Source organism: Alteromonas sp. AWQ4_252 (genome assembly GCF_056158205.1).
The window spans coordinates 2114565-2128208 of record NZ_JBSWSV010000001.1; the positions used below are offsets into that span (position 1 = coordinate 2114565).

A 13644-nucleotide genomic window follows, 5' to 3' on the forward strand; every position below is an offset into this window, starting at 1 on the left:
CAAGTTTCGGGCGTTGGCAAGATGTGAATGTGTGGTTAAAAAGTAAACTCGTGGTATAGTTATTAAGTAAAGTGTCGTTGTGCCGGTTGTGCTGCTTCTGTGGTGCGCAGCAAAATCTGTCCGGAAGGTTGTGACACGCAAAGCGTGCTAAAAACCAAAGGATGGACCCAATGACAAGCCTCGCGTCCCGCATTAGGGGGATCACATACATATTACTAAGCATCACCGTGTTCTTTTCGGTGTTAGGCTTTTTTACCTACTATCAGGTTAAACAAAACGAAGAGTATCAGCACCGATTACAGTTCCGTGAGCTTAAGGCTGTTTCCACCGATATTGCCAATGGCGCGGCTCAGTTGCGTGAAGCCATCAGTTCTTACGTTGGCCGTGAGAAGATAGTTGATGGGGAAAATTTGTTTAGCTCGGCAACGGGGGCATTGAAGAAAGGGGTACTGTACGCCAACCATCAAGCCTGCTCTTATCAAAGCAATGTCGTTGCCCCTGTGGTGTGTTTGGCGCGGGGGGGAGCTAATAACAGTAACAGCTATGTGGCTACCATCAACAGTGCTTCAGGTGAAGCGTTTGGCATCAGTGTTCCCTTGCAGAACCTTATTACGACTGCCATTAAAAAACACGCTGTCATTTTGCTTATAGACGATACCGGAAAGGTGCTGCTTAGAAAGGAAAATGTAACCCGTGATGCGGCACTTGCCAGTCAAAATTTGCATCATTTAAATGACATATTATCTATATCAAATGCAACCTCATTTGGTCATAGCGGGTTTGTGGATCAGACGCTTGCCGGGAAGGATTATCGGTTTTATTACATGCCTATGAATGAGCTTGCGGATGTGAAACTCGACACCAATCGCAAACAGTTGATTGTTGTAGGCGGTGTGAGTCTTTCTCAACTGGAACGCGAGAAATTTCAGATCCCCAATACAGTTGCTGCTTTTGTGCTCCTGTTTATTTTTATACTCGTGAGCTTACTGCCACTTCTGAAGATAAGGCTGATTTCACCAGCCCAGTCACTGACTACCACCGACCGAAAACTCGCTGTTTACGGGGCGTTGATGTTCATTGCGTTTTCAACTGTATTCGTCATTTTCACCCTGGGCGCATATGCAGAAGTTGACAAGGTTGAAGAAGAGGGCGAGGGTATTGCGTTGCAAATGCGACTCGCGTTTGAAAAAGAACTCAAAGAAACGCTAGCGGTGGCAAATGACTTTATTGATAAGGAGCGGGCAGCATTACTGAGCAATAGCTTTACCGACAACCTTATTTACAACGACAACATACTCACCAGTAATCAAAACCGGGATGTGTGGTTGGAAAACGTATTTGTTCTTCGTACACAAGGAGAACACGCTGGGTTAATGCGCTCGGTATTTTGGTCAGACAGAACTTTTTTTCGCAATCAAAAATGTGCCCGTACAACAGATGCTTCAATCTGCCACGTAGAAAAGCAAAATGCCATTTCCCTGGCTGGGCGAGAATATTACACCAGAGCTAAAAATTGTGAACTGTGGCCCCTTGAAGAAAGGCTAAATGCCTCTCAACGCCTTAAATCCATGGCTTCAGAGCAATGTCGGGGATTATTTTTACAGCGTATATTCAATAAGCGAGACTCTCGGTTATCTACCCAATTTTCCACTGTATTTAGTACCTCTGAATTGATGGAAAACAAAGATACCAGGGCCTTGTACAAATCATCTTCAGTTTCTGAAGGGGTACAGAAGCAATTGAACAAGCTGCAGCCTGTGTTATTGCTGGTACACAGCATGGCTAAAGCATTAGGACTGCCAGAAGCGCCATCGGAAAACCATGTGGTGAGCTTTGGCACCAAGTTCAGAACATTTTTCGACCCTGTGCTCACTCCGGGTTATAAGTTTGCCGTGTTCGACAACAACAGTGGTCAGGTGCTGTTTCACACTGACGAGAGCAGAGTTCTCAACGAAAACATTTTTGTGCAAACTGATAATAACCCTACGCTAGTGGAACTGGCGGAAAAACAGGATGGTCAGCCACGAGCCTTTACGTCAGTTTACCGCGGAAAGGAACACGTAATGGTGGTAACGAGTTTGGCAAAATCGCTGCCCTGGACACTAGTGATCATGCATGATTTGTCCAACCAGCGAGCATTGTTCTTTCTTCGTATGTTTACCATTGTTGCTTACTTTCTGGTAGCAATGCTGTTTATTATCTTCATCTGGGAAGTACTGCAGGCCTGTTATCAACGCCATCACCAGGGCTTATTATTTGAGACTAAATTGCAGCTGGTGCGCAAGTTGGGCTTTGGTGAGTTTCGATCATCAGCCTATAGCAATATGTTTGTCTTCACTGCCGGAGTTGCAGTTGTAGTGGTGGTAACGGTGCTATACTACGGTTCATCTATGCAATATGTATCTGCTTTATCGCAGATCTTTGCCTCTGGTGCTGAGCAAAATCGGCAATTGTCTGAATCAAAAATTTTAGCCTACAAACAGCAGATGTTCGGTGTCCGGGCTGGGCAATTTTCTGAACGTCCACGGGTATTTTCAATGTCATTTCCTAATGACGAGGTACCGAAATGCGATGTTATTGAAAGTGAATGGAAGTCACCCGAGTTATGGCAAGGCACGGCTGTATTTTCTCCGCCTGTATTCTTTTCTTTGTTTTCATTTTCGCAAACCCGCGTGGCGTTATATGAAAAGTTAAAAGCACTGGAATTGATGGAAGACATCTCAAGTGGTGACATGGAGGTAGAGCACAAAAAAAGTGCCCATAAGCAAAACACTGTGTGCTCATTTTCGGTGATGGCATTTGGTAAGGGCGAAGCCAATACACTGTTGTATATATCACTTGCATTGTTGTCGGGTGCAGTCGTACTTTTTGGCAGCAGTCCGTTAGTACACCACTTATTATTCAGGCGCGTGTTGGGGTTACATATTCCACCACATTTCAGAACGAAAATGCCGGAAAATGGGCGTACAAAACCTGGCAGATTAGTTTTGGCGATCCGTCAGGCAACGTCAGCTTTTAGTATGGACCGTGAAGAAAAGTCGATAGTGGACTATAGATGTCACGTTATTACTGCTGCACGAGCTGTGTTAAAGAAACAGGGAGACGAGCAGTCAATTCAACAAGAAATAGATGAATATACGGTTAACACTTGGCTAGCAACACTACCTGACTATCCATTGAATGAGACGTCGGCAGTATTTACCCTTGTACTCTATGGTATTGATGACATCGTGTTTAATACGGAACAGAGGCTACAGGTTCTGGCATTGCTAAGGGGCTTAGTCGCACATTCTCAAGCTCGTATTGTTATTGAATGTGAAATCGCCCCGTTATATCGATTAACCAATCAGCCTGCTTATTGCGATGATGTGCAGGCCAGTAGTAAGGCCGCTGCCGATGAAACCTATGGATGGAGCGCCTTGTTTGCTAAGTTTGAAAAACACTACGCTTGGAACACGATTGAAAAATGCAGGGCGCGTCGAAAAGATGATGTTTGGCATGCGGTGGAGCACGAATCTAAAGGGTGGTTTGAACTTGCTGACATCACCCAGCGGTTTTATGAATATATCGTGGCTTGTTACGGCCCGTGCCCGTATGAAGATGAAAAAGAGAAGATTATCTGGGTGAAAAGCAAAGTAAAAAGCCGCTGGCAACCCGATGAAGTTGTCGAATTTTTTAGTGCTGAGGCCGGAGCGCTTTATCTCCAGCGATGGGCACTGTGCACTAAGCATGAAAAGCTTTTGTTGTATCAGGTAGCCAGAGGAGATCAGCCTAACCCGGCAAATCGCATTCCATTAGAGCACTTATTAAGAAGAGGGTATCTTTATCGCGATGCGAATTATTTTGTATTGAACGAAAGTTTTCGTCATTTCGTGTTAAGTGCGGAACCACCGGAAAAAATGAAAGCCTGGCTAGCCAACGCCCAGGACAACACATGGCGATATTTTCGTGTGCCCTTGTTTGCGATCATTATCACTGGTTTCGCGGTAATGGCATACGTAGCCACCGATTCTATTCAAACATTCCTGGCTGTACTCAGTGCTGTACTAGGTATCTTACCTATGGCACTGTCTAACTTCAGTGCACTTAAAAATGCCGCTGGTGGCGGTAGTGGGGAGTGATAGGGGGGGATAGTAAGTTTTGCTAAATACCTCGGGTCTAGATACGGACGGAGAAAGTAAGTGCGGATCGTACTGTGTATTGTATTTTTTTGTCAGCTGTTGAGTGTTGCTCATTGCTCAGAAAGCTCTATTTCATTACCACTTACATGTATAGCGGTACCCGGTGGCGATAATCACATTTGTACCGGTCAGGCACAAGGGATTGAGCCAATGTATAGCGACTTACTGTTGTTCGAGAAGACGACGCAGGGGAACTTGAGATTTCTCACAGTCGAAGAAAGTACCCTGGTTGGTCAAAGTAGTTTTTGGGGCTTTTCAGATAAGGGGGGCTATCTTGTTATCGAAATCTCTGAAGAAGGGCATGCCGGGTACCTTGTGTACGAAACAAGCTCATTCATGCAATATCCACGAAGTACGCAATGGCGCTTTGCCGTTTCTGATTATTTTTTATCGACCTTAGTTGCCTTGAATGAAGAAGGGGTGGCTGTTTTTGAGCACTTAACGCACCTCAGTGAATTAAGTTCTGCGAGCTGTTTGAATAATACAATCGAATACGGTTACGATAACGACGATGAGGTTTGTTTGATAAAAGTAAATTTGCATGATTATGGCGGTCCGCATTGAGACAACTCAGTAAATAGGTCGCTGCAAGCTACCAGGTTTAAAGTCATAAGTGTTAAGACGTTTTGAGTGTTTGCCGCCAATCTTCATGTGAAAATACTATTTTGCCTATTTAAATTCCCTCTGCTTTTTTGGGCGATACAATGTATTTGATACGACGGGACTAAAACGATAACACTAGTCTTTTGGTTTTTTTTTGTACTAATATAGTATCATTCACTAGCCTGGAGTAATACCATGTCATACATCGACGGCTTTGTTGTAGCAGTACCCACGAAAAACAAAAGCGCTTATCTGGAGCATGCAAAGCTCGCAGCTGATATTTTTAAAGAATATGGCGCGTTAAAAATAATCGAGGCGTGGGGAGATGATGTCCCCGATGGCGAGACGACGTCTTTTATCAAAGCTGTAAAAGCCAAGGAAGATGAGACTATCGTTTTTTCAATTGCGTTTTGGCCCAATAAAACCGTGAGAGACGAAGGTTGGAAGCAGGTAATGGAAGACCCTCGGATGCAAGGTGATGGCAATCCCATGCCATTTGATGGAAAGCGACTTATATACGGCGGGTTTGAAGCAATGCTAGAGTTGTAGGAGAGCAGACATAGCATGCAACTCATAAAGACTCGTTTTGACAGTGCATTCTTCTCTCTCGAATATTCATGGCGATATGCTGCAAAACCGCTGAAAGTTACATCATGCCGATGGCTTTCATTACCAGGTAACCTGTTCCAAGTTGGAGTAACACGCCTACTGTCAGGAATACACCATCGCGGTTAGTCATACCTATAGCTGTAACGCAAAGTGCCAACGCGGGTAATGCCACAGCGAATGGCAGTGCTTCCAGTGGGATCATGCAAAGGGCTGCGATAGCACAATAACAAGCGATGATGTTTTTAGCTGGTGAATTAGATAACACCGTCATTCTGGGTTTGAGTAGTTTTTCTGTTTTCCTGATGAAAGGTTTTGCTTTATCTATAGTACTTTCTAACTTGTCTGAACATACTTCCTTTTGTGTTAAGGCTTTTGGTAGCCAAGGGTTTTTACGACCGATGGCCACTTGAATACAAATGAAAAATAATACCAGCCCGCACAAAGTAGGGACACCAGGGATTGCTCCGGTGGGGAGTAAAGCGATTAGCGCGGGTACGAATAATAGGGGGCCAAAGCCCCTGTCTTCGAAACGGTTTATGATTTCACCGAGCTGCGTTTTGTCAGATGTTTCGTCATAAATGTCATCTAACAATTTAACGATTGAGTTGCTCATAACTCCCAACTTCCCCTGTAATCAATTACTTTACCATGTTCTAAGTACGTCTTATTGGTAAATAGGTTTAGTTAGGTAAGCATCTTCTACGTTCAAAAAATGGCCAGGTTGCTTTTTACTAATGACTATACTTTGCTAGTGTTTGAGCAAGCCTTTGTTCTGGGGATTCCATTGAGCGATAAAGACATCTTTTCCATCCGACACATTTTTGTTACCCGGAACGTGCGGAAGAGCGGCTGGCGCCATAGCTACGCGCATACTGCGTAACGTGATGTTTCTAAATATTCTTCAAGAAGCGACAACGTACGACAAGATCCTAATGGTCAGCATTGGCCATTGGCGTCCCCACCGCGACTCGAACGCAGATCTAAAACTTAGGAGGTTCTTGTTTTATCCAGTTAAACTATGGGGACATCAAGTTCAGCATCAGCGATTATACGTAAAATCGAGGCTCTGTTAAGTCCTTTTCTACCTGACGATCTGCGTTATTGTTGTTTTGCTACAAAGTCATTTGGTTGAATATTTGCCAGTACGCCACCGCCTGTTGCAATAACAGTGGAACTATCAACGGAGGCATTCATCACTTTTACCTTTGTTGGGTAAAGCTGATATTGCAAAAACGTCATTCCTTGTGGGTCTATTACCTGATTTGTTTTATACAAGGTGAGTTCATCACCCACTTTAATACCGTGAGCGCGACCCAGAGATACCTGAAGCCGGTCGCCTTCAACTGAAAGCACTCTGCCGGTGGCGGGTTGACAGGTTAGTACCTGATCTACATCTTCCACTACGCGGGTGAATAGTTTATTTACTGCCTGACCATATTGGCTGCGCCAAAAAATGTCACTGGTAACATCAACGGGTGTAAAACGGTCAAACTCCCACGGTGCTTCAGTGCGATATTGCTCTTGCAAAAGCATTGCACCGTTCATCCCGTCTACCAGGTAGATATCTACGGCAAACTGCCGCATCGCGCTGTCGCTTTTCCAAAACGCCAGGGAAGAGGAGGGATTCCGATGTAAACTCACATCGGTGATCACCGCTGCAAGTATGTATTGTGCGCGACTCAATCTTGCCAATGATGGCGCTTGAGACAATACGTTGGCTTTGCTCCATCTAACAGTATAAGGCTCTATTTTTACCAGTGAAGCGTAATCGGCCTGGGCACGAAATTGTTGCTGCAAAAAACGGGGCGCAGTTTCTGACAATTTGTGGATTTGACCATCTTGTGCCTGTTGACGGTTTTCAAGAGGGAACCAGGTGGTCACTAAGGTTTTTTGAAAGGTTGCAGCATGACACTGTGCCAGTTGAGGAAAAATATCTGCGCGAATTTTCACCGTCACGTAGTCATCGTGCCAATGCTCGTCTATGAGTTCGAGGTTTTGTACTTCTCCTGAAGCCTGAATCTGCAGGCTATTTTCACTAAGTAGCCCGTTGGTTAGCATTTGTACACTTTGTACAGATGCACCAGCAAACATCAGGGCCTGGCGAATAGCTTCTTCAGTGGCACGCTCCTTGGCTTCCACTCTGTTGCCTTGTTGAATAATAGCTTGCCCCTGAGCTTCAAACCAAGCGGCAGAAGTTTGCCCATTAAAGGTCACGAGCATTACACTTATTGCCATTGTGGTAAGGTGTTTTACAACAAGGTTAATCATACACATTCATCTCATAGGTGAGCACATTTAATCAGGCAGTACTAAGTGCCTTAAATTCAGGGCGCATCGCGGCAATTGCGTCTGCCAGTAGTATCTAAAAAGCAAAAAACGTTCCTGCTTTGACGACTAAACATTGACACAGTTAACAAGGCATAGAAATTGCTGATTAGCTTCTACTAAACATGTGGATACCGCACACATGTTAATGATCTCAGGATGCCAGCAAATTCGGCACTGGAGAAATTTGTGAAAAGCGGTATCTGAATATCCCATTGAAATTGGTGCACTGCAGGTAAGGTGATATGAATAAGCGAAATGTAAGGTTAGCAGCACTTACTGTGATGATTTCCAGCGTATTGCTGGGTGGCTGCTCTAGCTTTATTGATAAGCAAGTGGAGTGGGAGGTGGTAGAACCGGAATCTTACCCCGTTTTAACCGCTGTGGGATATGCGCCAATTGCCAAACAAATGGGCAATAACGATAACGAAAAGTCGCTAATGGCCATGCGAGCGTCAAAACTTGATGCATACCGTGAACTGGCTGAGCAAGTGTACGGTCAGCGTTTGGAAGGCACTCAGTCAGTGGCAAGCCTGGTAATGCAAAGTGCTTCGTTAAAAGCCTCTGTAGAAGGTGTGATTAGAGGAGCTGAAGTGAAAAAAAGTTATCCGGTCGGTGATGATACTTATGCTACGGAGCTCACGTTGGATATGCGCAAGGTGTACGATATATATCTGACAACCGCAAAACCAAAACGTATTAAGAATGTTACTTATTACTAGAGCGCGATTATGCGCTCACACCCCGTCCCAGACCTGAACCTTTTGGTTTACCGCTCTTATCATAAGTAAGAGATTCTTTGGCTCTGATTTCCAACATCAGATTTCGCAAGTGACTGAGACGTAATTGCCCCTGTTCAACTGCCTTTTGATTGACCTGGGTTTGATATTGACAATCTTCAAGACGCTTTCGCGCATCGGCGATTAACGCACTGATTGATTCTGGTTCATCCGTGTTGGCGTATAACGCCTGATATTGCTTGCTAATTGCAGCATCAGACGATTGGATGGTGTCGAGGGTTTGCTCTTTTTCCTTGAGCAGATTCATCAGTGCTTCAGCGTCTCTGGAACTTATAAGGTGCAATTCTTGCTCGAGCAGACCGGACAAATGAACTAAGTTGTCAATTTGTTGTTCCAGTAGCTGTTCAAGCGCTTGCGCCATACTTATCAAATCTCTTTAAGTTAGGATTTTAATCCGAAAACCTGCGCTTCCAGACGGGCAATTTTTTGCGCCAAAGAGTCTGGATCTATTTTATATTCGCCACTTTGAATCGCCTTTTTAAGTTTATCAACTTTTTCCTGATTCACAGGGGCTTCGGTTCCTTTCTTCTGAACCTGATTCAATTGTTGCGCAGATTGTGTCAAAGACACGCTGTCCTGACGGGGAGCGGTAGCCGTTTGCGTTCGCGCTGCGGCTTCCTGCTGACCGGCATTCTGTGCCTGATTTTGCTGACTACTCAGCTTTGCGTTGTCGATGGGTGGTTTAACCCCACCGCCATTTACATTATTTATTGCCATATTTAAATTCCACTACCAATAACACCTCATACACGTTATCGGCAAATCGCGGCGCATCTTTAACCTTTTTTACGATAATTTTTGTATTTTTCTACAAATTAACCACAACGGTTTGCGTACTTGCGATCTCAGCAATCAACGACTTTTTTGATGACGCGTTAACTACTTGAATATTATCACCAATTACACCATCTTGCTTGGCTATGCCGGCAGTTTTCACGCGCATACCTCCAGCTTGTGCAAGTATCGTAATACGATCACCCTTACAAACAAAGCATAACATATTCGATTGAATAGGTTGACCATTTCTTATTCTGCGCTTTAAACGGGCACCGATAAGTTGCGTCATGTCTTCGTAACTGGTGTGACGTAGCATGTTCACATCAATCTCCGAAAATGACAGATTTTCGGCACTGAGCAAAGTGCCTGGGCTCAACATACCCGACGTTACAACCACCGTGCGGGTGCGAGATACCCTTGCATTAGTGAATAAATACCAATCGTTGTTGCCGCAACTCACGCGAACAGAAACATAACTTTGTGACAGTGATGCTGGGTCAGCGTGATAGTTAAAGCCTGTAGGGCAAGCAGGTATTTGAATTCTGTCATCTATGGGCACAATATCCACCTGAAGATTCTCATCGCCATGGCGATCTCCGATGGCGGACAGCAGGTAAGACGACGCGTCTTTCTGAATTCTTTCATGTAATTGCTTTGCTGGCTGTGCAAATGTCGAAAAACTGACTATGTTTAAGAGCAAAGCAAATATTGTCGCCATTATTGTAGTGGGATATTGGCCAACCCAGAATGAAGTCATCTTTTTCATGTTCACTTTTTCTTGTTCACCTGAACGCAATTTGACTATGATGAGAAGTAGAAGCTCAAGGGTGCGATATCACAGTGTCACTTTTTTGGCGATTCTACTTTCAAGCATTAAGTGATATGGTGCAACGCAATGTTCGTGCCCAATTTAATTTAGAGGTGATGTATGTCAGGAATTCTTGATTCCGTTAACCAGCGCACGCAGTTAGTGGGGCAGAATCGGCTCGAGTTATTGTTATTCAGATTGAACGGTCGTCAGCGCTTTGGAATAAACGTATTTAAAGTACGGGAAGTTCTGCAGTGCCCACAGCTAACCGCCATGCCTAAACTCAACTCATTGGTACGGGGTATTGCTCACATTCGGGGGCAGACTATCTCGGTGATTGATTTGAGTATGGCAACGGGTGGTCGACGCATCGAAAACCTCGACACCGCTTTTATTGTCATTGCAGAGTACAACCGCTCTGTTCAGGGCTTTTTGGTAGGTGCGGTAGAACGGATAATTAACACTAACTGGGATGCCATCATGCCGCCCCCCCAAGGTACAGGGCGTGCAAGTTATTTGACGGCAGTTACTGAAGTGGAAGATGAACTCGTTGAAATTCTGGATGTTGAAAAAATTCTCAATGAAATCTCGCCGTTGAATACCGATGTGAGCGAAGATCTTGCTTCAGCGCTCGATAAATCAGAAAGTAGTAATAAAATCATTTTTATTGCTGATGACTCATCTGTTGCCAGAAGTCAGGTGAAAAAAGCGCTTACCGCTTTGGGGCTGGAAATTGAAGTTGCCAAAAATGGCTTGGAAGCACTTAATCGCCTTAAAGAAATTGCTGCAGAAACGGGTGATGTTACGGATAAAGTAGGCGTCTTGGTATCCGATATTGAGATGCCAGAAATGGACGGGTACACGTTAACAGCGGAAATTAAAAATACACCGGAACTACAGAAGTTGCATGTGGTCCTGCATACATCCTTGAGCGGTGTCTTCAATCAGGCCATGGTGCAAAAAGTGGGCGCGGATGATTTTATTGCAAAATTCCATCCCGATGAACTCGCAACTGCGGTGAACAAATGGCTGAAAGATTAGTTATTAGGGCTAACTGAGTTTGAAGAACAAAGAAGTTTCAGCTGAGAGCTATCGCCAGTTTGGGCAATTTTTGCAACAACAGTGCGGTATCTCGCTGGGCGAGAATAAACAATATCTGGTGAGAAGCCGGTTGTCCGCGTTGATGTATGAATTTAACTTCGACAGTATCGATGCTTTGATCGCTGCTGCCATTCGCGGAGGAAATCGGGCCCTGTTGCAAGCAGTTCTCGATGCAATGACGACGAATGAAACCTTGTGGTTTCGCGATAATTACCCCTACGAGTTACTCATCAATACAATTTTCCCTACCCTTTCTATGCAAAATCGCCGCCTCCGAATTTGGAGCGCAGCGTGCTCATCCGGACAAGAACCTTATTCCATTGCCATGTCAGTGTTGGAGCATCAGCGCAGCAAACCTGGCGCGTTGCGCAATGGGGTGGAGATCACCGGTACAGATATTTCCTCTTCCATGCTGGAGAAGTGTAATAGAGGTGTCTATGACGAATTGTCCTTGTCTCGAGGCCTTTCCGCTGAGCGTCGACAACGCTATTTTCAGAGCAATAGCGACGGCATGCAACAGGTTATTCCGGAAGTAAAGCGAATGGTGTCGTTTAAAAGCCTGAACTTGCTTAATTCCTATACAGGGTTGGGTCGCTTCGATATCGTTTTTTGCCGTAATGTGCTTATTTACTTCCCAGCTGACGTAAAGAAAAAGATACTGCAACAAATTGCCGCCCAGTTGCAGCCAGGCGGAATTTTGTTCCTCGGCGCTTCCGAATCTATCGGCGAAGCTGCGCTTTACTATTCAATGGTGAAGTGCCATCCAGGCCTCTATTTTCAAAAGAAAGATTAGTTTTTGTCCCTTCTATAAGTCAGCGTCAAAAATTATTGGCACTTCATTTGCTAAGTAATTCCTGAAGAGTGAAAAACGCATGTGAGGTGCCATCCATGGCAATCAATTTAGACAAGTTGACAGGCTTTCATCAAACCGCGCTGAATATTCGCGAAGAAAAGATGGAAGTGATTGCCGGAAATTTGGCAAACGCAAACACGCCAGGCTACAAGGCCCGTGATATTGACTTTCAACAAGCTATGCAAGACGCACGCTCGCAGCAAAGTGGTAGCTCTACTATGACCAGAACACATGAAGCCCATTATGGTGGCAGACTTAGTGTGAACAGTTTCGATGTAGATTTTAGGATCCCAACGCAGCCTGATACCGGTGACGGCAATACTGTGGAAGTGCAGGCCGAGAGAAATGAATTTTTAGATAACGGTATGCGATACCAGGCTACCTTACAGTTTTTGGAAGGTAAGCTGAAAGGGATGAAGAAAGCCTTAAGCGGAGGGCAAGCCTGATGAGTTTATTTAATGTGATGTCCATATCCAGTACCGGCATGGAGGCAGAAAGCGTCCGGCTAAACACAACGGCGAGTAACATTGCTAACGCCAATAGTGTCAGCAGTAGTTATGACGAGACGTATAAAGCGCGTCATCCTGTGTTTGCCGCTGAGCTAGCTCGGGCGTCAAACGAACAAAGTAAGGGTGTTGGCGTACAGGTTAAAGGTATCGTAGAAAGTGATGCGCCTTTGCAGGTCGAATACGCACCAAACAACCCGATGGCAGACAAAGACGGATACATCTACAAACCCAACGTTAATATTGTCGAAGAGATGGCAAATATGATGTCTGCGTCAAAAGGGTATGAAACAAACGTTCAGGTAGCTGATACCACTAAGCGTTTGTTCCGTCAGGTACTTCAATTAGGCCGTGGTCAGTAAGCTGACTGGTTAAGCAGAGGACAATAGCGTGAGTACAGTTTCGAATACCGGCTTAACATCAAGTCTCTACTGGCAAGAGGAATCTGTTGCAGTAGCTGATGGCACAGAGCAAACATTATCTCAGGAAGACTTCTTTTCCTTACTTACCGAGCAATTGGCTAATCAGGATCCAAGTAAACCGGTGGATAACGATCAAATGGTTGCTCAGATGACGTCCTTCACCATGGCGGAAGGTATCTCGCAGTTAAATGAAAAGTTTGAATCCTTTGCGGCGTCAATGACGTCCAACCAGGCGTTGCAAGCTTCCAGCCTCATTGGTCAGAACGTACTGGTGGAAGGCAATATTGGACATATGAGCCAGGAAGGAGAAGGCTTCAGCGGAGTTTTGGTTAACGACCAGACCATACAGGATTTAAAAATCACTATAGAAAATCAATATGGTGAAATCGTCAAAACGATAGATGCGGGCACCCAGGCGGCAGGAAATATCCAGTTCCAGTGGGATGGCACAGACAGTGACGGTAATCCTATGCCGGCAGGTGATTATGTTATCAGTGCAAATGGCAGTGTAGATGGTGAAGGCACGTCAGTACCTATTGCCGTTAATCGCCACGTAGGTAGCGTCAGTATGACTGGCAGTAGTCAGGGAATTGTTTTGAATTTGGCGGGTGATGTCAGTATTAGTCTTGACGACGTCATCCAGATTGGCAGTGAGTAGG

Annotated in this window: 14 protein-coding genes and 1 tRNA gene; 9 read left to right on the top strand and 6 right to left on the bottom strand. The window is 44.9% G+C overall.

Annotation, left to right across the window (positions count from 1 at the left end):
• Positions 1-170: 170 nt before the first annotated feature.
• The 3 genes from ACXACM_RS09330 (at position 171) to ACXACM_RS09340 (ending at position 5333) form a co-directional block, all read left to right on the top strand.
• Entirely contained in the window at positions 171-4121 is a 3951-nt protein-coding gene (locus ACXACM_RS09330; RefSeq protein ID WP_474821290.1) for a PDC sensor domain-containing protein, read from the top strand.
• A gap of 60 nt (positions 4122-4181) precedes the next feature.
• Positions 4182-4745, top strand: coding sequence for a hypothetical protein (locus ACXACM_RS09335; protein WP_474821291.1), 564 nt, complete (start codon positions 4182-4184; stop codon positions 4743-4745).
• Between the two features lie 234 nt (positions 4746-4979).
• Positions 4980-5333 carry a DUF1428 domain-containing protein gene (locus tag ACXACM_RS09340; protein WP_474821292.1) on the top strand — a complete coding sequence of 118 codons (354 nt, stop codon included), beginning with the start codon at positions 4980-4982 and terminating at the stop codon, positions 5331-5333.
• Between the two features lie 97 nt (positions 5334-5430).
• Here the strand turns inward: ACXACM_RS09340 and ACXACM_RS09345 are convergent, their stop codons facing one another.
• The 3 genes from ACXACM_RS09345 to ACXACM_RS09355 form a co-directional block, all read right to left on the bottom strand.
• A complete protein-coding gene (locus ACXACM_RS09345) occupies positions 5431-6006 on the bottom strand; it encodes an exopolysaccharide biosynthesis protein (RefSeq protein ID WP_474821294.1) in 576 nt (191 codons plus the stop codon).
• Between the two features lie 337 nt (positions 6007-6343).
• Positions 6344-6419: transfer RNA gene (locus ACXACM_RS09350), tRNA-Arg, on the bottom strand.
• Between the two features lie 72 nt (positions 6420-6491).
• A complete protein-coding gene (locus tag ACXACM_RS09355; RefSeq protein ID WP_474821295.1) occupies positions 6492-7661 on the bottom strand; it encodes a flagellar assembly protein T N-terminal domain-containing protein in 1170 nt (389 codons plus the stop codon).
• Between the two features lie 302 nt (positions 7662-7963).
• On the opposite strand from ACXACM_RS09355, the gene ACXACM_RS09360 reads away from it, so the two are divergent.
• A complete protein-coding gene (locus ACXACM_RS09360) occupies positions 7964-8440 on the top strand; it encodes an LPP20 family lipoprotein (protein WP_474821296.1) in 477 nt (158 codons plus the stop codon).
• A 7-nt stretch (positions 8441-8447) separates the two neighbouring features.
• On the opposite strand, the gene flgN is transcribed toward ACXACM_RS09360, so the two are convergent.
• The 3 genes from flgN to flgA form a co-directional block, all read right to left on the bottom strand.
• Complete coding sequence (gene flgN, locus ACXACM_RS09365; protein ID WP_474821298.1) at positions 8448-8879, bottom strand: flagellar export chaperone FlgN; 432 nt, start codon at positions 8877-8879, stop codon at positions 8448-8450.
• A 20-nt stretch (positions 8880-8899) separates the two neighbouring features.
• Positions 8900-9235 carry a flagellar biosynthesis anti-sigma factor FlgM gene (flgM, locus tag ACXACM_RS09370; RefSeq protein ID WP_474821299.1) on the bottom strand — a complete coding sequence of 112 codons (336 nt, stop codon included), beginning with the start codon at positions 9233-9235 and terminating at the stop codon, positions 8900-8902.
• A 91-nt stretch (positions 9236-9326) separates the two neighbouring features.
• Positions 9327-10061, bottom strand: a complete 735-nt coding sequence (gene flgA / locus ACXACM_RS09375; RefSeq protein ID WP_474821301.1) for a flagellar basal body P-ring formation chaperone FlgA — start codon at positions 10059-10061, stop codon at positions 9327-9329.
• A gap of 162 nt (positions 10062-10223) precedes the next feature.
• On the opposite strand from flgA, the gene ACXACM_RS09380 reads away from it, so the two are divergent.
• The 5 genes from ACXACM_RS09380 (at position 10224) to flgD (ending at position 13643) form a co-directional block, all read left to right on the top strand.
• Positions 10224-11144: a chemotaxis protein CheV gene (locus ACXACM_RS09380; RefSeq protein ID WP_474821303.1), complete on the top strand. Its 921-nt coding sequence runs from the start codon at positions 10224-10226 to the stop codon at positions 11142-11144.
• Positions 11145-11163: 19 nt separating this feature from the next.
• Positions 11164-11997: a CheR family methyltransferase gene (locus ACXACM_RS09385; protein WP_474821304.1), complete on the top strand. Its 834-nt coding sequence runs from the start codon at positions 11164-11166 to the stop codon at positions 11995-11997.
• Positions 11998-12092: 95 nt separating this feature from the next.
• Positions 12093-12503 (top strand): flagellar basal body rod protein FlgB, encoded by a 411-nt coding sequence (gene flgB / locus ACXACM_RS09390; protein ID WP_474821305.1) that lies wholly within the window; start codon positions 12093-12095, stop codon positions 12501-12503.
• On the top strand, positions 12503-12925 hold the full coding sequence (gene flgC / locus ACXACM_RS09395; protein WP_474821306.1) for a flagellar basal body rod protein FlgC: 423 nt from the start codon (positions 12503-12505) through the stop codon (positions 12923-12925). Before flgB ends, flgC begins: the two co-directional genes overlap by 1 nt.
• Positions 12926-12953: 28 nt before the next feature.
• The gene (gene flgD, locus ACXACM_RS09400; RefSeq protein WP_474821308.1) at positions 12954-13643 is read left to right on the top strand and encodes a flagellar hook assembly protein FlgD; all 690 of its coding nucleotides are present in this window, start codon (positions 12954-12956) and stop codon (positions 13641-13643) included.
• Position 13644 lies beyond the last annotated feature (1 nt).